The sequence below is a fragment of the Magnetospira thiophila genome, from assembly GCF_054657015.1.
The window spans coordinates 1,949,401-1,970,896 of sequence record NZ_BAAHXF010000001.1 but is presented as its reverse complement, the minus strand read 5'-3'; the positions used below and the strand labels follow the sequence as shown (position 1 = coordinate 1,970,896).

Here is a 21,496-nt window from a genome sequence, read left to right as displayed (position 1 = left end):
ATCGTCATGCCGCAGCCATCAACTTCGGCAGCCTGACGAGGTTGTAGGCGGCGGCGGTCAGGGTGAAGACCCAGTCGACGCGGTCGGTGCCCTTGTGGCGGGTCTTGCGCAAATTTCCGGTGGTCTTTGCCCAGCCGAAGACCTCCTCAATCCGCTTGCGGATGCGCAAGCTGATGGCGTAGCCGGGATGGCGGGTTGTGCGGCCATCAATGGCGCTACGGCGGCGCACGTCACCGGTTTCGGTCACCTGCTCGTTCCGGGCGATATGGGGCGTGACCTTGCGGACCCGCAAATCGCGGACGAATTCGCGGACGTCGTAGGCCTTGTCGGCGCCCAGGGTGATGCGGCCCTTTGCGGCCAAGCCATCAACCAGCGACAGGGCCGCCTCGCGCTCGGCGGTGCCGGTGGCCCGGGTGACCATGGCGCCGACCACCAGGCTGTTGCGGTTCTCCATCAACACGTGGCCCATGAAGGCCATGCGCGAGGATTGGCCGTTGGCTTTGCGGTACAGCTTGGCGTCGGGATCGGTGGTCGAGGCATGGGTCTGGTTCGAGCGCTTCTCGCCGCGGAAATCGCGTTCGCCGTTGCGCCCCGGCCCCGGAGGCGGATCGCCGCCATCCTTGGGCCGGAAGCTCTTCATCGAGGCCCAGGCGTCGATCAGCGTCCCGTCCACCGAGAAATGCTCGTCCGACAGCAGGTCGCGGCCACGCGCCTGCGCCACCACCGCCGACAGAAACTTGGTCGCCACCTCGCCTTCCAACAGCCGGTCGCGATTCTTGGTGAACACCGTCACGTCCCACACCGGCGCATCCATCGACAGCCCCACGAACCAGCGGAACAGCAGGTTGTAGCCGACCTGCTCCATCAACTGCCGCTCGGAGCGGATCGAATAGAAGGCTTGCAACAGCAGGGCACGGAGTAGCTTCTCCGGCGGGATCGAGGGGCGACCCACCTTCGCGTACATCCCCTCGAAATCCGTCGACAGGACCTCCAGCACCTCATCGACGATGGCCCGGATCGGTCGGAGCGGATGGCTCGCCGGAACCCGCGCCTCGCAACTCACATACGAAAACAGGCTCTCCGTCCAAACGTCGCTGCCACGCATCTCGCCCCCCCTGTCGCTTTCAGGAGGAATCGAATCATACCCGGTCGTCAAAGGGAAGAGTTTTTCCGCAGCCTGCTAAAGGAGGCCAGGGCAAAGGCAGAACGCATTGGTGATGATGGCGAGGCCCTTGCGCACCATCTCCTGAATAAGATGGTCTCGGAAGGGAAACTACCATCCGTCAAATGGACTTCTTCCGAAGATGCTGGGGCATCATGGGACTTCGAAACCACCGAAGGCGCAGCCATCCGCTTTGATGCCAAGGCCACCAGCCAGAAGTTTGAGACACCGTTCCATCTCTCTGGAGCCGAAACTGTGGCGGCTGCATCTGAAAAGATCCCTTATCGGATCATTCGACTGTATGAACTGACCGAGGATGGCGCTGAAGCAAAGGTTTCAGAGAACATAAACATTCTTGCCAAGGAGATCCTCAACAGCACGGAGCACCTTCCAAACGGCGTCTTGCCGGTCGGATTCACTATCGCCCCCAATACTCTAAATTGGGGGGAGGCGGTAAGAGTCGAGCGGCCGGACGAACCGGATGATGGTTTTATTCAGCTGCTTCCGTGACAATTTTGGGTGTCGAATAACCTCCGCTGACAGCAGTCATGAGGGTGTCGAGCATCTTTGCCGCCACTGCCCTCGCAAGCAGTGGCGGAACAGCATTCCCGATCTGGCGGAAGGCAGGGTTCATGGTGCCACAGAACCTAAATCCATCAGGAAACGACTGAAGACGGGCTGCCTCACGGACGGAGATAGTCCGTGCCTGGGTGCCGTCATAGTGGATATGGCTATAACTGTCCTTGCCTAGGTGGGCCATCAGTGTTCTCACTGGCCAGTCCTTCCGTAACTTCCACCACTTGTTGGGGAACTTGCCGGGGTCATAGGGCGGTACCATGGTGGCCTTTAGCGCATCCCATGCATCCGAATCTGGAACGAGGGTCATTTGCCTAGCCCGTGTTTCAAACCGCTTGACTGCCAGCGCGTGTAGCTCAGGGTACTCCGCACCTTCCCGCATTTCAGCGAATAGGTCGTAGTCTCTGGGAAGGTAGCGGATTTGATGATCGTACAGCCCCTGCTCTGGAGCGGTGAAGCCTTCCCACTCTTTCATCATCCTCGCATAGGCTGAAATCGGGCGGGCTTTGTCGTATTGCATGGTGGGAGCGTCGAACCGCCTCGCACCGCGTTTTAGACGCCCCTCAGCCATTTCCTTTCTCGCGTCTATCACCGGAAGGTCGCCAATGGCTTCGAAAGCGGTGACAGCTGGCTTGGTGTCTCCAGAGTGTGTCGGGGGTTCCACGTAGTCATGGGCTCCCGTGAGGGGGCCGTTCAGATGTTTCAGGGCCACCGCTCTTGACCCCTCGTACCCTGGCGGGAGAGGGTGACGGTGTAATGGTTCAGGGAATTTTGGCTCGGCGACCCTGAGTTCCTGTCGATAGGCGATCAAGAACATTCGTTCCCGTATCTGGGGGACCCCGTAGAAAACGGAGTTCAGCAGGGTGTATCGGCAGACGTAGCCCTTGTCCTCTAGAACGTCACAGATTTCCTCAGGGATATTCTGCCCTCCATGGTTTAGCACATCTGGAACATTCTCCATCAGAAGGGCGAGGGGCTTGAAAGCCTCGACGAAATCCAGATACGCTTTGTAAAGTTGTGCCCTCGGATCGTGGAGAAAAGAGGTGGCCTGGGAAATTCAGACAGGGGGTTAAGTGGATTTTCTGCCTGAGAGCGGCGATGATGCCGTTGATCGGGAGGAACCATGACGAAGCGTACACGGCGGAACCACACAGCGGCTTTCAAGGCGAAGGTGGCTTTGGCGGCGATCAAGGGAGACAAGACGCTGGCCGAGTTGGCGCAGCAGTTTGATGTGCATCCGAACCAGATCACGACCTGGCGAGGGCAATTGCTGGAGGGGGCATCGGGGGTTTTCGGCGCGAGCCGATCCCAGGCGACGGTGCCGGTTGATCTGAAGGAGTTGCATGCCAAGATCGGCCAATTGACGTTGGAGAATGATTTTTTGGCCGGTGCGCTCGACAAGGCCGGCATGTTGAGCGTAAAGCGATGATCGACCGTGACCATGCCCTGCCGCTGAAACGGCAGGCGGAGGTGCTGCGGCTTAGTCGCGCCAGCCTCTATTACCAGCCCCGACCGGTGTCTGCCGCCGATCTGGCCATCATGCGTCGGATCGACGCATTGCACCTGGACTTTCCGTTCGCAGGCAGCCGGATGCTGCGCGATTTCCTGCGCAACGAGGGCGTTGAGATCGGCCGCGATCATGTCATCACGCTGATGCGGCGCATGGGGATCGAGGCCTTGTACCGGCGACCAAACACGTCAAAACCAGCAGCGGGACACAAGATCTATCCGTACCTGCTGCGCGGCCTACCCATCCTGCGTCCCAATCAGGTATGGGCGATGGACATTACCTACATCCCCATGGCGCGGGGGTTCGTCTATCTCTGTGTGGTGCTCGACTGGTGCAGCCGCCGGGTTCTGTCTTGGCGGGTGTCGATCACCATGACCGTGGATTTCTGTCTGGAAGCGGTCGAAGACGCGCTGGCCAAGTATGGCAAGCCGGAGATCTTCAACACCGACCAAGGCAGCCAGTTCACCAGTGCCCCATTCACCGGCCTGCTGCTGGACAACGGCATCGCCCTCAGCATGGATGGCAAAGGAGCTTGGCGGGATAACGTCTTTGTCGAACGGCTGTGGCGCTCGGTGAAGTACGAGGAGGTCTATCTTCGGGCCTACGACAGCGTTGGCGAGGCGCGGACCTCGCTCGGCCGCTATTTTGACTTCTACAATGGCAAGAGGCCACATTCGAGCCTCGGTCGGGTGCCGCCGGATAGGATCTACTTTGACAACCAGCCCCAGGCGGTGGCAGCATGACGTTCACTGCCGATGCGGGGCCCCACTCCAGTCGGGCTACGCCCTCCCTGCGTGAGGCCCCGCATCGGCGATACAACACGGCAACCGGCAGAGGCTCCACTTATCCAACGCCAAAAACTGTCTGAACAATCCCGGCCAGCTCTAAAGGCCTCTGGATGTTTGTCCACTTCCCTGAGTTTTGCCCGTCCCACTCGCGCGAAAGCCTGACATGGAGGGCCGCCCACGATGACATCCACCGCTTCAGTGACTGGCCCAAGCCCTAGTTCTCCACAGAGCATTTCAGGATCTGTGTAAGCGGTGTCCCGCTTGCGCATTCCGATGAAACCGGCCACTGATTCCGACGGAAAGCGGCCACCCATTCCGATCCAAAACGGCCACTTTATCCTGGGCTCGTTTTTGGCGGCGTGATCGACGCCGTTGGGTAATTTGTTGATGTCATTTTCCTTAGGTCTGGTCAATGGTTTTGGCGGCCATGGTCTTTCGCATTGAGGGTCCGTCGAGATCGAGCCTGTGGGCGTTGTGGACGATACGATCGAGGATGGCGTCGGCGAAGGTGGGCTCGCCGATGACGTCGTGCCACTTATCGACGGGCAGTTGGCTGGTGATCAGGATCGAGGCGTTTTGGTAACGCTCTTCGACGATTTCCATAAGATCGCGGCGCTGATCAGCGTTGAGTTTTTCCGGGCCCCAATCGTCGAGGATCAGCACGTTTGGTTTTGTCAGGGCGCGAAACAAACGCGGGTAACGGCCATCGGCGCGACCCATTTCCAATTCGGAGAACATTCGGGGCAGGCGTTTGTAGAGGACGGAATAATCATCTCTGCAAGCTTTTTGACCCAAGGCGCAAGCGAGCCATGATTTGCCGATACCGCATGGACCCGTAATGATCAGGTTCTGTTTTTGGGCGATCCATTTCCCCTGGGCCAGTTGCTGGAACAGGGATTTATCGAGACGCCTGGGGCTGCGGTAATCGACGTTCTCGACTGAGGCCCCGGCGTGGCGCAGGCGGGCGTTTCTTAAACGGTAGGTCAATCGGCGGTCGTCACGGACGGCTTCTTCACGATCAAGAAGCAGAGCCAGCCATTGATCATGAGCCAGATCTTCGGCTTGGGGGTTGTCTCTGAGGTCGGCGAAGGCCTGAGCCATACCGGTCAGCTTGAGGAGCTTCAGTTGGTCGTGAGTGGGGTGTTGCAACATGGTTGTTTTCCTCCTTAATGAAAATATCCGGAACCCCGGATGTTGGGATGATCGATGGCGGGACCGTTCTCAGCCTGTTTCGTTTTGCAATCCTCAAGCCTGTTCTTGAGGATGGAATTGACGGAAGAATAGGAATGGGCGCCGATCTCAAGCGCTCTTTCGCAAGCCGCCTCCAGGCGTTCCGGCCCATGAACCTTGGCCAGGCGGAGGATGCCGATAGCGGAACGAAAGCCCTGTTCCGGGTGTGGCTTGCGGCGCAGAATAATGTCAACGAGGGCTTCCGTGTTGGCCCCTTGGGCGGTAGCCATGCGGCGGATTTTCTCCGGCGTCCAACTGGCGTATCGTCGGTGTGATGACGGCATGTGTTCCGGGACCGTGGTATGACGCCGATTGCCGGGGCCGCGCATATGGACGGCGACACGCTTGCCTTTATGGAATATCTCGACACTGCGTTCCGTGATGCGAGCCCACAGGGTTTGTTTGACCAACGCATGCGGGACCGAGTAAAAATGCTTGCCCACTTCCACATGGTAATCGATGCCGGCGCGTCGCTGTTTCCATTCGGCGTATTCGAAGGGCTCGGCGGGCAAGGCTTTGAGGGCCGGGCGGTCCAGTTCTTCGAACAGTTGCCGCCGGGACGCATCCAGATGCTTGCTGACCCGCCTATTCAGAACCTCAAGCTGTTCACGGATTGCCTGATTGAGTTCGGCCAGGGAGAAGAAACGGCGATTGCGCAGGCGGGCCAGAACCCAGCGCTCGACCACCTGAACGCCGACTTCCACCTTCGCCTTATCCCTTGGTTTTTAGGGCCTGGCGGGAATGACCGCCGTACCGTAATGGTTCGCCAGATCGGCGTAGGTCCGATTAACCTCGGGATCATAAATGCAGGATTTGATGACACCGGACTTGAGGTTGTCGGGAACGATCTGCTTGGGAACGCCGCCGAAAAAACTGAAGGCGCGGCTGTGCGAACCGATCCAATCAGGCAGCGCCTGGCTCCAAGTGGCCTCGGCGTAGGTGTAACTGGAGGCTCCCAGGGTGGCGACGAAGATCTGGGCCTCGTGGACCTCGCCGGTCAAGCCGTCAATCACTTCCACGGTTTGACCGGCGTAATCGACAAACAGCTTCTCACCGGCCACATGGTTCTGGCGCATGGTCGGGTTCAGCTTACCCCGCCAGTCCCGGTAAAGATCACAGAACCGGCTGTAACCGTAACCCTCTGGATGCCGCGCCCGGTATTCCTCCCACAAAAGGGCCAGGGTCACGCCGGGCTTCTTTTTCTCCCGGTGCAGCGACGGCCAATCGGGCGGAAGTGGGCGTTCCCTCGTTCGAACCCGCAAGGGCGGAAACAATAGCTGCTCCAGCCCTTCCTCCGAAAGGTCCCCGGGTAAGGGCCAATTCAACCCCGCTTGTTTGGCCCGGGCGATATAATCCCCGACCGTTGTACGGCCAATATTCAAACTGACGGCGATCCGCCGCCTCGACAGGCCCTCGGCATGCAGCCTCAAAACGTCGCTAATCTTGCGCATGGGCAACCTCTCCCTGGGCATCTCCGCTCCTTCCCAAAAGGTGCGAAGGTAACCCTCAAAAGATCACCCAACGAGGTCGATCACAGGCCAGACAAAAGTGGCCGCTTTGCGTCGGAATCGGTGGCCGGATTAAATCGGAATCAGTGGCCGCTTTGGATCGGAATCAGTGGCCGCTTTGCGTCGGAATGCGCAGTCCCGCTCACACGCCGGCCTGATAATTCCAGGGGAGCAAGTCCTTGATGTGATTTTGCTTATGGCCGTTGACGATGGCTTTCAGCGTATGCTCGATGTAGGCGAAGGGGTTGATGCCGTTCAGCTTACAGGTTTCGATGAGCGAGGCGATCGCCGCCCAGTTTTCGGCGCCCGCGTCATGACCGGCGAAGAGAGCATTCTTGCGATTAAGGGTGATGGGCCGGATTGTCCGCTCGACGGTATTGGAATCCATTTCGACGCGACCGTCGGATAGGAACCGGCAGAGCCCTTCGAAGTGCTTGGCAATATACGTCAAGGCTTCGCCAAGCAGTGATTTTGCCGAGACCCGGCTGCGCTGTTCGGCGATCCAGGTTTCAAAGGCTTTGACCAAGGGTGCGGAGCGTTCCTGGCGAACGGCGAGCCGGTCTTCGGGCGACCGACCGCGGATTTCATCTTCGATTTTGTAGAGTGCCGCAATCTGTTTCAGGCCCTCCCCGGCGATGGGCGATGTTCCCGTTTTAACCAGTTTATAGAGTTTGCGCCGGGCGTGGGCCCAGCAATAGGCCAGCCAGATCGCCGGATCGAGCCGTCCGGGCTTGATCAACCGGTTATAGCCGGTATAGCCGTCCACCTGGAGAATGCCGCCGAACCCGTCCAGGATATCCTCGGCATGTTTGCCACCGCGCCCCGGCGCATAGGTAAACACCACGCCAGGAGGATCGTCACCGCCCCAAGGCCGATCATCACGGGCCAGGGCCCAGAAGTAACCGGTTTTGGTCTTGCCCCTTCCCGGGTCCAGGACCGGTGCCGGGGTTTCGTCCATGAACAGTTTCGTCGAACCCTTCAAGTCCGTCAGCAGAGCATCGACCACGGGTTTAAGAACGAAAGCCGCCTTGCCCACCCAGCCCGCCAGGGTCGAACGATCCAGATCGATCCCTTGCCGGGCATAAATCTGGGCCTGGCGATAGAGCGGCGCGTGATCCGCGTACTTGGAAACGATGACATGGGCCACCAGGCTTTCCGTCGGCAACCCACCCTCAATCAGACGTGCCGGAGCGGGGGCCTGGACGATCCCTTCCTCGCAGACCCGGCAGGCATATTTGGGACGCCGGGTGATGATCACACGGAACTGCGCCGGAATGACATCGAGCCGTTCGGACACATCCTCGCCGATGACGTGGCGCTCGGTGCCGCAGCACGCGCAGGTCACATCATCGGGTTTGATGACTTCCTCAATCCGCTCCAGATGTTTGGGCAGATTGCCCCGATTGGTCTGGCGTGGTTTCTTCGTTGACTTTGATGAGGGCGTGTTCGAAGCCTCGCCCGCAGCCTGAACCTCGGCAATTCCGGTCTCGATATCCTCCAGCGCCAGTTCCAGTTGATCCCGGGCTATTCTTTCCGACTTGGCGCCGAACAGGGCATGTTTGAACGCCTTGACCAGCTTCTCCAGCCGCGTATTGATGACGTGCTGGGAACGGATGATGGCCTTCAAGGCCTCGACATCGTCGGGCAGGTCCGCTTCGGATAGGCCGCTTTCCGGCTCGCTTTCAGGCGCGTTCAACATGGCTGGAATCTAGCAGAAACCATGGCCTTATGCATTATAAAACATGCATTTTCTGGGTCAGGCCACCGTCGGCGAAGACCCTTCCAGGGGCCGAACCTTGCGCCAATCCAAGCCCGCAAAAAGGGCCTCGAATTGCACCGCAGACAGGGCCATCACCCCGTCTTTTATCCCGGGCCAGACAAAGGTTTGATCCTCAAGCCGCTTGTAGGTCATCACCAGGCCGCTGCCGTCGAAGTGGAGAAGTTTCAAACGGTCCGCCCGCTTGGCCCGGAACACGAAAACCATGCCGGTGAACGGATCGCGTCTCATGGCGTTGAAGACATAGGCCGCCAGCCCATCATGGCCTTTACGGAAGTCCACGGGACGGGTCGCCACCACGATCCGCACGCCCTCGGAAGAAAACATCATCGCTCCCGTCCCAAGGCTGTAACGATCTCCGCCAAGCGATCCGCCGAGGTCGAAGCGTCAATCCGGATCGTCACCGGGCCGACAATCATATCCAAAGTCGATGCCGGTTCCGGCGGGCTTTCTTCACGCACAATGACAGAGGCAAATGCCGGGGTGAGTGCAGGCGCCACCATGGCCATATCACCTTCGGCCGCCGGCAGAACCAGACGACCCTCCCGCGCCCGCCGCCGCCAATCCGAAAGGTGATTGGCTCTCAGACCATGGCGTTTGGCAACGCCATTTACGCTCGCGCCAGAAACCAAGGTCTGTGCAACAATCCGTGCCTTCACGTCGTCGGGCCACCGGCGCCGACCACCCGGCTCCGTAACAAACTGAGAAACGACAGTGGACTCCGTATGTAGCGCCGAACCTTCCGGCATAGAAAACCTCCCTCGAAAAATACGAGGCAAGATTATCGCCGCTTCTCATTGGAAAAAATAGGTGGGGTCAAAATGGCGCTTACGGATCTGTAGCAGTGATGTCGTAAGCCTTTGAGTGGCGATCATCATAGGGATGGAAGTTCTGACCATGAGACTTTGCTGCGAAAGGATCGGACTCCATGGCTGCCGCTATATTAAATCCGGCAGCTGCGAACCCGAGGGACAGTCCACCGCATCCAGCGAAAAGGTCCAAAACCCTTGGAGGGCAGCCATTTCTGATCCGGTCAACCTTGGTGAAGATTGAACGATTCGTATCCAATGTGGTCATTGCGTCACTCTCTGCTGGCCCCGAATAGTGATGGTTGCTTAGGATATCTCTTATAATCAAGACGCTCTCGGATCAACCTACCTACCAGTGTCGACTTATTGAAGCCGAACTTGACGCAATACTGCCGAAGGCGCTCAGCGTCATCTTTGTCTAGAAGTAACTATAGCCGAATTGGCTTCCTACCCACTTTTCCCACCGTAATTCTATGCAAAACACAGATAAGATGTGCAGTGTTGCACAATTAGACGCACACTAGAAGCTGATCATACGTTCCATACTCTTCTCTGGCTCGGATGACCCCAAGAGCGGTAGGTTGTCTCTCCAAAATACGTGATCGAAAACCCGTTGACGGTTGGGTCGGAATGTTGGTGCACAAAGCCTAAGTAAGGCTTATTTTAAATCTCGTGCTTGCAACGGGTTAATAAAAAAAATGCTCTGAAGTCTTCTTCTGGGTACCAGCCCTTCTTTCATTTTGATGATAAATGTGGAAAGCCCCTCCTTTGGGGGGCGTACTGTTGGGGCTAACGTTGACCGCAGATAATCGATCCGATGGATTGTTCGAATGGATAAAGCCGCTTGACGGGTGGGCCGTGATGCTGGTACACAAAGCAGAATGAGAACGCTCACTATTGTGAACGATTTCAATATGTTAATTCGGTTTTCGGGGGGTGTTTTCCCGCCGGAGAAACAAAATGTCGGAGCGGGGTGCCTGAACGGGCCAAGCCGCTGACGACCTCAACGACGGGAACGATCCGATCGTGAAAATCGAACTGCATGTGGGGGATCTCCCCGCCGGACTGGATTTCGGTGCCGCCGTGGCCGTTGATACGGAGACCATGGGGCTCAATCCCCATCGCGACCGCCTGTGCGTGGTTCAGCTTTCGGCGGGCGACGGGGTCTGTCATCTGGTCCATTTTCCGCCCGGCAGCACCTATGACGCGCCCAATCTCAAGGCCCTGATGGCCGATCCGGCGGTGACCAAGATTTTCCATTTCGCGCGCTTCGACGTGGCCATCATGGCCAAGTATCTGGATGTCCTGTGCGCGCCGGTCTATTGCACCAAGGTGGCGTCAAAGCTGGTGCGCACCAACACCGACCGTCACGGCCTCAAGGACCTGTGCCTGAATCTGCTGGGGGTCGAACTGTCCAAGGAACAGCAGCAGTCCGATTGGGGCGGCGCGACCCTGAACGAGCAGCAGCAAACCTACGCGGCCCAGGACGTGCTCTATCTGCACCAACTGCGCGACATCCTGGATCAGTTGCTGGACCGGGAAGGCCGCCGTGCGCTTGCCGAGGGCTGTTTCCAGTTTCTGCCCACCCGGGGCCTGCTGGACCTGGATGGCTGGGAGCAACCGGATATCCTGAGTCACTGAGCTGTCAGGCTTTTTTTGTTTGGCACGATTCTTGAAATCCTGCTCTGCAACCCTCATACTGTCGCACAAGAAGAATCGGGATCGAGGCTTTGCCGCGAGAGGATCAGGTGATCGAGACAGTTCGCTTTGACGGTTTCCGTCCCCCCACCGGGTGGGGGGGAGGCCATGTCTGATAGCCTGGCGCTTCAGGGCCATCGACGAAAGGCCTTTACCGCCGCGCCGCAGCCGACTCTGGCCGACATGGAGGCCGAAGCCTTTCGCCGTCGGCGTCAGGTGGCGCGCTATTCGCGCATGGTGCATGTGCTCAAGGTTTTGTTCCCGATCATCGCCGTGGTGCTGCTGGTTTTGATCGCCATCTGGCCGCATATCCAGCCCGAGGATAACAGTTTCAGGATCGGCATCGCCTCCATGGAAGTCGGCGATGTGGATCAGGCAGGCATGGTCAATGCCCGCTACGTGGGCACCGACGACGGGGGGCGACAGTTTTCCGTTTCCGCCGATCTGGCGCGCAATCTGGGCGGCGGCACCGAACATGTGGAACTGGAAATGCCCAAGGCCGACATCACCCTCGAAGACGGGACCTGGCTGGTGTTGACCGCCAACAGCGGCCTCTATACCCAGGAGCGCAAGGCCCTCGACCTCAAGGGGGCGGTCAACCTGTTCCATGATACGGGGTACGAAATCCGTACCAGTCTGGCCCATGTGGATTTGGGCAACAACAGTGCCTCGGGCAATGAGCCGGTGACCGGTCAGGGGCCGTTTGGCGAATTGCAGGCGGAGGGGTTCGATATTCGCGACCGGGGCCGAACCATCTACTTTACCGGCAAGACCCGCATCGTCATTCACGCCATCGACCAGTTCAGCGAGGAGACTCCATGATCCCGGCGCGGCTCGTCCTGGCGATCCATCTGATGACCGTGCCCGTGGCCTCCGGGGCCTGGGCGCAGGCGCTGACCGGCATGACCGGGCAGGATGCCGACGTGCCGCTGGAGGTCGAGGCCGACGAAGGAATCGAGTGGCAGCAGGACGGCAAGGTTTTCATCGCGCGGGGCAACGCCCGGGCCTCCAAGGGGGATCTGACCGTCCGCGCCAAGGTGTTGAAGGCCTTCTATGAAAACACCGAGACCGGGCAAACCCGCATTACCCAATTGCGGGCCGAGGAGGATGTGGAGATTTCTTCCCCCGGTGAAACGGCCTACGGCGGCATGGGCTATTACGATGTGGCGCAATCGGTCATGGTGCTCACCGGCGGGCGGGTGCGGCTGGAAACCAAGACCGACCTCATCACCGCCGATCAGCAACTGGAATATTGGGATACCAAACACATGGCGGTGGCGCGCGGCAATGCGGTGGCCGTCCGCGAGGATCGGCGGCTGCGCGGCGATGTGCTGGTGGCCCACCTGCGGCAGTCTGCCGATGGGAAAAGCGCCGTGCATCGGGTCGATGCCTACGGTAATATCCATGTGGTGACCAAGGAAGATGTGATCACCGCCGACCGGGGGGTGTATCAGGTGGCGACGGGGATCGTGGAATTGACCGGCAAGGTGACCCTGACGCGGGGCAAGAATCAGCTCGACGGCTGCGGTGCCACGGTCAATCTGAAGACGGGGGTGAGTCGTCTCGGCAGTTGTGAGAAACAGGGGGGACGGGTGCGCGGTTTGTTGACGCCCGATAAAAACCTGACAGGAGAAGCACGGGAATGATCATGGGGTTCGGCGGCGACAAGAAAAACAAGAAACAGGACCAGAACGGAGCACCGCAACCGGCGGCCTCGATTCGGGATGGGGCTCCGGTCCTGGTGCGCGACAACACGGATTTGGAAAACAAGGGCCTGTCCGCCGTCGATCTGGGCAAGCGCTTCAAGAAGCGCCCGGTGGTCCGGGGGGTAAATCTGTCGATCCAACGGGGTGAGGTGGTCGGGCTGCTCGGCCCCAATGGGGCGGGCAAAACGACCTGTTTCTATATGATCACCGGCTTGATCGCGCCCGATTACGGACGGGTCCGTCTGGACGGCCAGGACATTACCGACCTGCCCATGTATCGGCGTGCCCGCATGGGGATCGGCTACCTGCCACAGGAAGCCTCCATTTTTCGCGGCCTGACCGTAGAGGGCAACATCCGGGCCGTCCTGGAGACCGTCGAAACCTCCCGCGAGCGGCGCGAGGCGTTGCTGGATTCCCTGTTGGCCGAATTCTCCATCACCCATTTGCGGCGCACCCCGGCGCTGGCCCTGTCCGGCGGCGAACGCCGTCGGGTGGAGATCGCCCGGGCCCTGGCCACCCGGCCCCATTTCATTCTGCTCGATGAACCCTTCGCCGGCATTGATCCCATCGCCGTCGGAGACATTCGGGATCTGGTCGGGCATCTCAAGGATCGTGGGATCGGCGTGCTGATCACCGATCATAACGTGCGCGAAACCCTGGATATCATCGACCGGGCCTACATCATCCATGATGGGATGGTCCTCATGGAGGGAACGCCAACCGACATCGTGGGCAATCAGGATGTGCGGCGTGTGTATCTTGGTGAACGCTTCAGCCTCTAGGACCCGTGCCAGGCATGCAAAGGGCCGATGGCCCTCCCAATCCGGGAGACCGTCATGGCGCTGAACGCCCGCCTGGATATCCGCCAGAGTCAAACTCTGGTGATGACCCCGCAATTGCAGCAGGCCATCAAGCTGTTGCAGATGAACAATCTCGAATTGTCGCATTTCGTTGAACAGGAACTGGAGCGCAATCCGCTGCTCGAAATGGAGGAGGAGCCCTCCTATACCCCGTCCGAGGACCCGCCGGAGGGCCACAACGAGGGGCCGATGCTGGAAACCGACGGGCCGGGACTGAACGCGGTGGATGCGGTCACCGGACAGGACGCCTCCGGGGAATCCAGTTCCGCCCTGGACGTGGATTACGACAATACGTTCAATAATGATTCGCCGGGCGATCTGGTGGGCGGCGCGACGGGCGGTGGCGAGGCCTTCGACTCCTGGGGCAGCGGCGGCGCAGCGGATTTTTCAGACCCCACCGGGGACATGGAGCGCACCCTGGCCGAAAGCCCGACCCTGCGGGATCATTTGATCGGGCAGATCAATATGGAGTTGCATCACCCCGCCCAGCGCATGGTGGCGCTGCATCTGCTGGATAACTTGGACGCTGCGGGCTATCTGCAAACCGACATCGAAACGGTGGCCGAGACCCTGGGCTGTGCGCCGGATTTGGTCGATCAAACCCTGGCCCTGGTGCAGCAATTCGATCCGGCCGGTCTGTTCGCCCGCAATCTGGCGGAATGCCTGGCCCTGCAACTGCGTGACCGCAACCGACTCGACCCGGCCATCCAGGCGCTGCTTGATAACCTGGAGATGCTGGCCCACCACGATATCCAGGGTCTGCTGCGGGTCTGCGGCGTGGATCAAGAAGACCTGGCCGAGATGATCACCGAGATTCGCCAACTGGACCCCAAGCCGGGGTTGTCGTTCGGCGAGGAGGGGCTGGTTCAGGCGGTCGTCCCGGACATTTTGATGCGCCCCGGCCCGGGCGGCGACTGGATCATCGAACTGAATGCCGAGACCCTGCCCCGGGTGCTGGTCAACAACGCCTATCACACGGTGGTGGCCCGTCAGGCCAGGGACGCGGAATCGCGCAAATATATTGCCGAATGCCTGCAAACGGCCAATTGGCTGGTCAAGGCGCTGCATCAACGGGCGACCACCATCCTCAAGGTATCGGCGGAAATCGTGCAGCAGCAAGACGGCTTTTTCAGTCTCGGAGTCGGCCACTTGAAGCCCTTGATCCTGCGCGATATCGCCGATGCCATTGAAATGCACGAAAGCACGGTCAGTCGCGTGACCTCCAACAAATACATCGCCACCCCGCGCGGGATTTACGAGCTGAAGTACTTTTTTACCACCGCCATCGCCGCCTCGGATGGGGGCGTGGCCCATTCGTCGGAAGCGGTGCGGCACAGGATAAAACACCTAGTAGACACAGAAGATCCGAAAAAAATCTTGTCGGATGATAAAATTGTCGATCTTTTGCGCGCGGAAGGGATCGACATCGCACGTCGAACAGTGGCAAAGTATCGGGAAGCTTTGCGCATCCCGTCATCGGTGGATCGGCGCAAGCAGAAAAAGTTGCAGTTGAGCGGGGGATAGGGAGTTCGTGGCCGTGCAGGGGATGTGGCACTATTGACTTGCCCTTGTCCTGACACTAATGTCCCGCACCTTCTCCTGAACTGCCGCCCCGGTGGGGGAAACGGAAGGTCATCACCGATAAGGGTTTCGGTGCTTTTTTCAGGAACAACAGGAACAGTTCCCAAATATGGATATTACCGTTAAAGGAAAGAACATGGATGTGGGGGATGCCCTGCGGGTCCATGTGGACGACACCTTGTCCGCCGCCGTTGCCAAGTACTTTGATCGCGCGATCGACGGGACCGTTGTCTTCTCCAAGGAAGCCCACCAGTTTCGGGCCGACATTCATGTCCATGCCGGACGCGGGCTGGTGGTTCAGGGGCTGAATCGCGGCGGCGACGCCTATGCCGCCTTCGACGGGGCCTTGGAACGCATCGACAAGCAGTTGCGCCGTTACAAGCGCCGCATCAAGGATTATCACAAAGATCAATCGGAAGAAGCCGAACTCATGGCCCAGCAGTACGTGCTGGCGGCGGAAGAGCATGCGGCGGACGAGGAACCGGCGACCGACGAGGCCCCGGTGATCATCGCCGAGTTGCCGACCCGGGTGGACAGTCTGAGCGTCGGACAGGCGGTCATGCGGATGGACCTCGCGGATCAGTGTGTCATGGTTTTCTACAATCGGGCGCACGGGCGGCTGAATGTGGTCTATCGGCGTCCGGACGGCAATATCGGCTGGATCGACCCGGATGGGTCCGACAAGTAAAGGGAATTTGGCCATGGAAATCGTGGATATCCTGAGTCCCGAGAGCGTCATCGCCGATCTCAAGGCGACCAGCAAGAAGCAGGCGTTGCAGGAGCTTGCCAAGCGCGCCGCCGACATCACCGGTCTGCACGAGCGGGCGATCTTCGACGTGTTGTTGGAGCGCGAACGCCTGGGCACCACCGGCGTCGGCAACGGCATCGCCATTCCGCATGGCAAGCTGCCGAGTCTGGAACGGCTGTACGGAATCTTCGCCCGGCTGGAAAATCCCATAGATTTCGATTCCATCGACGAGCATCCGGTCGATCTGGTGTTTCTGTTGCTGGCCCCGGAATCCGCAGGAGCCGATCACCTGAAGGCCCTGGCCCGGGTGTCCCGCCTGTTGCGGGACAGCAATGTCTGCGAGAAGCTGCGCGGGAGCAATCGGCCGGAAGGGCTGTATGCCCTGTTGACCGAGGCGGCCACCAGCCGCGCCGCCTGAGACCCGATTGTCGGCGCAGGCGGAGGAGGCCATGAGTCAGCCCCGCAATGACAAGGCCCTGGTCACCGTCATCATCGGCGATGAGGACTACTACAGCTTCTGGGAACAGAACGTCCGTCCCTCCTGGGTCGACTATGCGGCTCGTTACGGCTACGACATTCTGCCGTTGCGCGATTACCTGGACCCGTCGCCCCGGGGGCGACAGCGCACCCCCAACTGGCAGAAACTGCTCATTCTCGAACATCCGGAAGTCGCGGCCTACGCACGGGTGGTGTGGATGGATACCGACATTCTGGTCAATCACAATCTGGCCCCCTGCGTCGTCTCGCAGGTGCCCGAGGCGCTTGTCGGTCTGGTCCCGGCGACATCCCATGAGCTGCGCCTGCACATCAAGCGCACCCTGGGCCGGGTGAACTCCCTTGATCAAATGGTGGTCGAGACCTACCGCAAGGCGGGGCTCGATGAAACCGTGCCCGACTGGGCCAATACCGGCGTCATGGTGCTGACCCCGTCCCGTCACGCGGCGATTCTGCGCCATGTCTATGACAGCTACGAGGAAAACCCGCATTCGGCCAAGGAGGAGTTGCCGCTGTCCAACTATCTCTATGGTCATGGGCTGACGGCTCCGCTGGACAAGCGCTTCAACTGGCCGTGGATCTATCACATCCTGGAGCGCTATTCGTTCCTGTTGCTGGACGAGTTTCGTTTCGATACCCGGCTGGTCACCCTGTGTGTCAATTCCGCCTGGGCCGATAGCTGGTTCATGCATTTCACCAACGACCGCCCGCTGTCCCGCCACCATATGCGTCTGGTGATGCGCGACAAGACCCTCGGTCAGGCCTATTCGGCGATCAAGGCGGCGTTCGAGTAGCCTCCACCTCATTTTTTGCGACGGCGCGTGACGGCCCGTTGCGGGCCTTGGCTTTAACCCCAAGCAGACTCCCCATGGGCAGCCTCGGCCCGCAGATTGAACTGACCATCAGCCGAGAGGATCGAGACTGGCTGTTCCAGGTCCAGGACAATGGCATCGGCATTGATCCGGCCTATCACGTCAAGATGTTCGTCAACTTTCTGCGCCTGAATATGCGGGAAAAATTCGAAGGCACGGGCCTCGGGCTGGCCATCTGCCGCAAGATCGTCTCCCCTCCACGGCGGGCGCATCTGGATCGACCCCGAATTCACGCAGGGGGACGCGCGTCATGTTCACTTTTTCCGTTGGAAGGGTAGCTCTAACAGGCTGCGGAAAAACTCTTCCCTTTGACGACCGGGTATGATTCGATTCCTCCTGAAAGCGACAGGGGGGGCGAGATGCGTGGCAGCGACGTTTGGACGGAGAGCCTGTTTTCGTATGTGAGTTGCGAGGCGCGGGTTCCGGCGAGCCATCCGCTCCGACCGATCCGGGCCATCGTCGATGAGGTGCTGGAGGTCCTGTCGACGGATTTCGAGGGGATGTACGCGAAGGTGGGTCGCCCCTCGATCCCGCCGGAGAAGCTACTCCGTGCCCTGCTGTTGCAAGCCTTCTATTCGATCCGCTCCGAGCGGCAGTTGATGGAGCAGGTCGGCTACAACCTGCTGTTCCGCTGGTTCGTGGGGCTGTCGATGGATGCGCCGGTGTGGGACGTGACGGTGTTCACCAAGAATCGCGACCGGCTGTTGGAAGGCGAGGTGGCGACCAAGTTTCTGTCGGCGGTGGTGGCGCAGGCGCGTGGCCGCGACCTGCTGTCGGACGAGCATTTCTCGGTGGACGGGACGCTGATCGACGCCTGGGCCTCGATGAAGAGCTTCCGGCCCAAGGATGGCGGCGATCCGCCTCCGGGGCCGGGGCGCAACGGCGAACGCGATTTCCGCGGCGAGAAGCGCTCGAACCAGACCCATGCCTCGACCACCGATCCCGACGCCAAGCTGTACCGCAAAGCCAACGGCCAATCCTCGCGCATGGCCTTCATGGGCCACGTGTTGATGGAGAACCGCAACGGCCTGGTGGTCGGCGCCATGGTCACCCGGGCCACCGGCACCGCCGAGCGCGAGGCGGCCCTGTCGCTGGTTGATGGCTTGGCCGCAAAGGGCCGCATCACCCTGGGCGCCGACAAGGCCTACGACGTCCGCGAATTCGTCCGCGATTTGCGGGTCCGCAAGGTCACGCCCCATATCGCCCGGAACGAGCAGGTGACCGAAACCGGTGACGTGCGCCGCCGTAGCGCCATTGATGGCCGCACAACCCGCCATCCCGGCTACGCCATCAGCTTGCGCATCCGCAAGCGGATTGAGGAGGTCTTCGGCTGGGCAAAGACCACCGGAAATTTGCGCAAGACCCGCCACAAGGGCACCGACCGCGTCGACTGGGTCTTCACCCTGACCGCCGCCGCCTACAACCTCGTCAGGCTGCCGAAGTTGATGGCTGCGGCATGACGATACCCGGACTCTGCCTCAAATCGGCAGAGTCCGGGGAAACCGGCCGCAAAAGCGGCCCGCACCCCCTCGCCGAGGCCACTGAATGGCACCGACCGATGGGGAAAGGGGCCGACCTTCCGCGTTTTTCCGCAGCCTGTTAGATCCAACTTTGTAAGCCTCCTCCCCGCCCGTTCCCTCAGGTGGCGGACAGCAGGTTCGACTCCAAGGTGTGCCTGTTCAATGAGTTCGTCGAGTTCTGGGTCTTTGAGCAGCGCCCGGATCGGATGACTTAGGTCAAGGGATGCCTCAGTTGCTATTTCAAACAAGCGTTCTCTTGAAACTGCGACCATGGACCGCTTGCCATTTAGCACTTCCCCATTCAGCCTATTGTGGAGTTCTGGATCACCCTCGGAGGAGACGATTACAATCTGCACGGCTTCTGGAACCGAGTCTCCATGGAACTCAAGCACTCCCAAGTCGCCCACTACCAGTTGGTCAAAACGTCCAGCTTCGTCGTCAGGGTCAGGAACCGCAGCGCCGTTGAGCCGCCAGTTCTTGTATGTCATCTTCTTTGTGATAGAACGGGCAAAGTGGTACGGCTTACCTGGGTAAGGGCCGAACACTGTAACTGCAACAGGAACTTCCACTTCTTCACCAAGGGAACGTTCCGCGAAGTCTGGATAGAACTGCTTGGCGAAAACGTCTGCATTAAGATTGATAGCCTTTTGGTTACCAATGTTGCTCCGCTTGAAGAACGTATCGAAGAATGTTAGATCGGACCCTGTAAGGATCTTGATGGCAATACGTTCAGGCAAGACGATATCCTCCATAAATTGAATGATGGGAGAATACGTGATCAAAAAGCCTGTGCCAACAGATCCTGCCCGATCCAAACTTGTGGCCCGCATCCGAGGCAAGCTGCCTGCTGGGTCGTTTCATCGGACGCACAACTCGAAAAAACATCTTGAGCCCCACCAATGCGCACCAGTTTGGTGAGGTGATGCCCCTGATAACAGGGGGGTTTTCATGTTTCAACGAGTTAAAAAGAGAATGGTGCCCAGGAGAAGACTCGAACTTCCACGACCTTGCGGCCACAGGTACCTGAAACCTGCGCGTCTACCAATTCCGCCACCTGGGCACTTCAGGACCGACAAGAGCGAACGGGTCACCGCGTCGGGGCCCCTCATCTACCGAGCCCCGGGGCAGGTGTCAATATCATTTCACCGCCGAGGGGGGGCTTGTCGGCTTGTGGTTGACGCCGACCCCCGGGAAGGACTATGCAAAATCAGCTAAATCCAGGGGAGCAGGACCGATGGGTGCGCAATTGCAGAACAAGCTGGTTACGGTATTCGGCGGATCGGGTTTCGTCGGTCGGCATATCGTCCGACGTCTGGCGGCCCAGGGGGCCCAGGTGCGCATTGCGGTGCGCGACCCGGAAGACGCGCTTTATCTGCGCACCTGTGGCGAGGTCGGTCAGGTGGTTGCCGTCCCCACCGACGTGGGCGATCCGGCCAGTGTGCGGGCCGCCCTGCGCGGGGCCGATGCGGCGATCAATCTGGTCGGCATCCTGTCGCCCTGGGGCGCACAGAACTTTGACCGCATCCATGTGGAGGGGGCGCGCAACGTGGCGACGGAAGCCGCAGCGGCCCAGATCAAGGCCCTGGTTCACCTCTCAGCCATCGCCGATCCGGCGACCGGCTCGGCCTATGCCCAAAGCAAGCATGACGGCGAACTGGCGGTGCGTCAGGCCTTTCCCGATGCGGTCATTTTGCGGCCCAGCGTGATTTTCGGCCCCGAGGACGATTTCTTCAACCGCTTTGCCACCCTGGCCCGTTTCACGCCGGTCCTGCCGGTGCTCGGCTGCCCGTTCCCGCCAAAAATCAATCTGAGCGCCCTCGGCGGCGACAGCGCCCCGTTGATCGACCTGTTCGGTCATGGCGGCACCCGGATGCAGCCGGTTTATGTGGGCGATGTGGCAGACGCCGCCCTGAAGGGGCTGACCGAGTCGGCGACCCGCGGGCAGACCTACGAACTGGGCGGACCGCGCGATTATTCCTACAAGGAATTGATGGAGCTGGTGCTGACCCACAGCAACCGCGCCCGCATCCTGATGCCGGTGCATTTTCTGTTCATGAAAATCGCCGCCTGGTTTCTCGAATTCCTGCCCAAGCCGATGGTCACCCGTGACCAGTTGAAGCTGCTGGCCCAGGACAATCTGGTCTCGGCGGGGGCCAAGACCCTGGCCGATCTGGGCATTGAGCCCACTGCCTGTGAAGGGGTGTTGCCCGGCTATTTGAGCCGCTTCAAGCCGCCGACGCACCAGCGGCTGCGGCCTGTTTAAAGCAGAAGACTTCGTTGACCGGTCAGGCCTTGACCGAGAGATAGCCCCGTTCGATGGCGACTTCCAGCGCCTGGAAGGCATGGGCCAGCTCGTCATAGGCCGTACGCAGTTCACGTAGACGCTCGACGGCGCTCATGGACAGGTTGCCGCTCGATACCGTATCGGCAACGGCGAACAGGGCCAGCAGGTATTCGCCGCGCATGCGGGCCGTGGCATCGACAATCGGCTTGATGCTTTCGGCCGTGAGTTCAGGAATCATCGGATCGAGAATTTCCCGGTTGGCCTGTTTGACGGCGGTCTCCATCATGAATCGCAGGCGATTCGACGTCCGCATGTCACTCCGCATCTCATTATTCTCCAAAGATTTGGGCATAAAAAACCGCCGCTAACTGT

The 21,496-nt window shown here is 59.8% G+C and carries 22 protein-coding genes, 1 tRNA gene and 1 pseudogene; 13 read left to right on the top strand and 11 right to left on the bottom strand.

Annotation, left to right across the window (positions count from 1 at the left end):
• Nucleotides 1-4: 4 nt before the first annotated feature.
• Nucleotides 5-1,105, bottom strand: coding sequence for an IS5 family transposase (locus tag ACYQ1P_RS09490; RefSeq protein WP_460020095.1), 1,101 nt, complete (start codon nucleotides 1,103-1,105; stop codon nucleotides 5-7).
• 150 nt (nucleotides 1,106-1,255) lie between these two features.
• Here ACYQ1P_RS09490 and ACYQ1P_RS09485 point away from each other — a divergent pair, with 150 nt between their 5' ends.
• On the top strand, nucleotides 1,256-1,672 hold the full coding sequence (locus tag ACYQ1P_RS09485) for a hypothetical protein (protein WP_460020094.1): 417 nt from the start codon (nucleotides 1,256-1,258) through the stop codon (nucleotides 1,670-1,672).
• Here ACYQ1P_RS09485 and ACYQ1P_RS09480 read toward each other — a convergent pair.
• Complete coding sequence (locus tag ACYQ1P_RS09480; RefSeq protein WP_460020148.1) at nucleotides 1,653-2,795, bottom strand: DNA cytosine methyltransferase; 1,143 nt, start codon at nucleotides 2,793-2,795, stop codon at nucleotides 1,653-1,655. The two genes, ACYQ1P_RS09485 and ACYQ1P_RS09480, sit on opposite strands and share 20 nt — an antisense overlap.
• A 66-nt stretch (nucleotides 2,796-2,861) precedes the next feature.
• Between ACYQ1P_RS09480 and ACYQ1P_RS09475 the strand changes: the two genes are divergently transcribed.
• Nucleotides 2,862-3,991 (top strand): IS3 family transposase gene (locus tag ACYQ1P_RS09475; RefSeq protein ID WP_460018929.1). Its coding sequence is split into 2 segments (ribosomal slippage): nucleotides 2,862-3,123 and nucleotides 3,123-3,991, totalling 1,131 coding nucleotides; the frame shifts between segments, so codons are not numbered across the junction.
• Between the two features lie 444 nt (nucleotides 3,992-4,435).
• On the opposite strand, the gene istB is transcribed toward ACYQ1P_RS09475, so the two are convergent.
• The 6 genes and pseudogenes from istB to ACYQ1P_RS09445 all read right to left on the bottom strand — a co-directional run bounded on the left by istB (nucleotide 4,436) and on the right by ACYQ1P_RS09445 (nucleotide 9,628).
• A complete protein-coding gene (gene istB / locus ACYQ1P_RS09470) occupies nucleotides 4,436-5,188 on the bottom strand; it encodes an IS21-like element helper ATPase IstB (protein WP_460019056.1) in 753 nt (250 codons plus the stop codon).
• 14 nt (nucleotides 5,189-5,202) lie between these two features.
• Nucleotides 5,203-6,717, bottom strand: a pseudogene (gene istA, locus ACYQ1P_RS09465) (IS21 family transposase).
• A 199-nt stretch (nucleotides 6,718-6,916) separates the two neighbouring features.
• Entirely contained in the window at nucleotides 6,917-8,473 is a 1,557-nt protein-coding gene (gene tnpC, locus ACYQ1P_RS09460; protein WP_460019128.1) for an IS66 family transposase, read from the bottom strand.
• A 57-nt stretch (nucleotides 8,474-8,530) separates the two neighbouring features.
• On the bottom strand, nucleotides 8,531-8,881 hold the full coding sequence (tnpB, locus tag ACYQ1P_RS09455) for an IS66 family insertion sequence element accessory protein TnpB (RefSeq protein ID WP_460019126.1): 351 nt from the start codon (nucleotides 8,879-8,881) through the stop codon (nucleotides 8,531-8,533).
• Nucleotides 8,878-9,300 (bottom strand): IS66-like element accessory protein TnpA, encoded by a 423-nt coding sequence (gene tnpA / locus ACYQ1P_RS09450; protein ID WP_460019129.1) that lies wholly within the window; start codon nucleotides 9,298-9,300, stop codon nucleotides 8,878-8,880. Before tnpA ends, tnpB begins: the two co-directional genes overlap by 4 nt.
• A 79-nt stretch (nucleotides 9,301-9,379) precedes the next feature.
• Nucleotides 9,380-9,628: a DNA cytosine methyltransferase gene (locus ACYQ1P_RS09445; protein ID WP_460020093.1), complete on the bottom strand. Its 249-nt coding sequence runs from the start codon at nucleotides 9,626-9,628 to the stop codon at nucleotides 9,380-9,382.
• A 758-nt stretch (nucleotides 9,629-10,386) separates the two neighbouring features.
• Between ACYQ1P_RS09445 and ACYQ1P_RS09440 the strand changes: the two genes are divergently transcribed.
• From ACYQ1P_RS09440 to ACYQ1P_RS09395, 10 genes are all read left to right on the top strand, one after another.
• A complete protein-coding gene (locus ACYQ1P_RS09440) occupies nucleotides 10,387-11,001 on the top strand; it encodes a ribonuclease D (RefSeq protein WP_460020092.1) in 615 nt (204 codons plus the stop codon).
• A 165-nt stretch (nucleotides 11,002-11,166) separates the two neighbouring features.
• The gene (gene lptC, locus ACYQ1P_RS09435) at nucleotides 11,167-11,880 is read left to right on the top strand and encodes an LPS export ABC transporter periplasmic protein LptC (protein ID WP_460020091.1); all 714 of its coding nucleotides are present in this window, start codon (nucleotides 11,167-11,169) and stop codon (nucleotides 11,878-11,880) included.
• Nucleotides 11,877-12,704 (top strand): LptA/OstA family protein, encoded by an 828-nt coding sequence (locus ACYQ1P_RS09430; RefSeq protein ID WP_460020090.1) that lies wholly within the window; start codon nucleotides 11,877-11,879, stop codon nucleotides 12,702-12,704. The genes lptC and ACYQ1P_RS09430 overlap by 4 nt, the downstream gene beginning before the upstream one ends.
• Nucleotides 12,701-13,546 carry an LPS export ABC transporter ATP-binding protein gene (gene lptB, locus ACYQ1P_RS09425; protein ID WP_460020089.1) on the top strand — a complete coding sequence of 282 codons (846 nt, stop codon included), beginning with the start codon at nucleotides 12,701-12,703 and terminating at the stop codon, nucleotides 13,544-13,546. The genes ACYQ1P_RS09430 and lptB overlap by 4 nt, the downstream gene beginning before the upstream one ends.
• A gap of 54 nt (nucleotides 13,547-13,600) precedes the next feature.
• The gene (gene rpoN, locus ACYQ1P_RS09420; RefSeq protein WP_460020088.1) at nucleotides 13,601-15,148 is read left to right on the top strand and encodes an RNA polymerase factor sigma-54; all 1,548 of its coding nucleotides are present in this window, start codon (nucleotides 13,601-13,603) and stop codon (nucleotides 15,146-15,148) included.
• A 166-nt stretch (nucleotides 15,149-15,314) separates the two neighbouring features.
• Nucleotides 15,315-15,893, top strand: coding sequence for a ribosome hibernation-promoting factor, HPF/YfiA family (hpf, locus tag ACYQ1P_RS09415; protein WP_460020087.1), 579 nt, complete (start codon nucleotides 15,315-15,317; stop codon nucleotides 15,891-15,893).
• Nucleotides 15,894-15,906: 13 nt separating this feature from the next.
• Nucleotides 15,907-16,371 carry a PTS IIA-like nitrogen regulatory protein PtsN gene (gene ptsN / locus ACYQ1P_RS09410; RefSeq protein ID WP_460020086.1) on the top strand — a complete coding sequence of 155 codons (465 nt, stop codon included), beginning with the start codon at nucleotides 15,907-15,909 and terminating at the stop codon, nucleotides 16,369-16,371.
• A 31-nt stretch (nucleotides 16,372-16,402) separates the two neighbouring features.
• Nucleotides 16,403-17,242, top strand: coding sequence for a hypothetical protein (locus tag ACYQ1P_RS09405; protein ID WP_460020085.1), 840 nt, complete (start codon nucleotides 16,403-16,405; stop codon nucleotides 17,240-17,242).
• A gap of 74 nt (nucleotides 17,243-17,316) precedes the next feature.
• Entirely contained in the window at nucleotides 17,317-17,598 is a 282-nt protein-coding gene (locus ACYQ1P_RS09400; protein WP_460020084.1) for an ATP-binding protein, read from the top strand.
• Nucleotides 17,599-17,679: 81 nt separating this feature from the next.
• Complete coding sequence (locus tag ACYQ1P_RS09395; protein ID WP_460018622.1) at nucleotides 17,680-18,780, top strand: IS5 family transposase; 1,101 nt, start codon at nucleotides 17,680-17,682, stop codon at nucleotides 18,778-18,780.
• On the opposite strand, the gene ACYQ1P_RS09390 is transcribed toward ACYQ1P_RS09395, so the two are convergent.
• On the bottom strand, nucleotides 18,738-19,577 hold the full coding sequence (locus ACYQ1P_RS09390) for a hypothetical protein (protein ID WP_460020083.1): 840 nt from the start codon (nucleotides 19,575-19,577) through the stop codon (nucleotides 18,738-18,740). The two genes, ACYQ1P_RS09395 and ACYQ1P_RS09390, sit on opposite strands and share 43 nt — an antisense overlap.
• Nucleotides 19,578-19,813: 236 nt before the next feature.
• Nucleotides 19,814-19,900: transfer RNA gene (locus ACYQ1P_RS09385), tRNA-Leu, on the bottom strand.
• Nucleotides 19,901-20,074: 174 nt separating this feature from the next.
• Here ACYQ1P_RS09385 and ACYQ1P_RS09380 point away from each other — a divergent pair.
• Nucleotides 20,075-21,103: a complex I NDUFA9 subunit family protein gene (locus tag ACYQ1P_RS09380; protein ID WP_460020082.1), complete on the top strand. Its 1,029-nt coding sequence runs from the start codon at nucleotides 20,075-20,077 to the stop codon at nucleotides 21,101-21,103.
• Nucleotides 21,104-21,125: 22 nt separating this feature from the next.
• Here the strand turns inward: ACYQ1P_RS09380 and ACYQ1P_RS09375 are convergent, their stop codons facing one another.
• The gene (locus ACYQ1P_RS09375; protein ID WP_460020081.1) at nucleotides 21,126-21,437 is read right to left on the bottom strand and encodes a hypothetical protein; all 312 of its coding nucleotides are present in this window, start codon (nucleotides 21,435-21,437) and stop codon (nucleotides 21,126-21,128) included.
• Nucleotides 21,438-21,496: the final 59 nt, after the last annotated feature.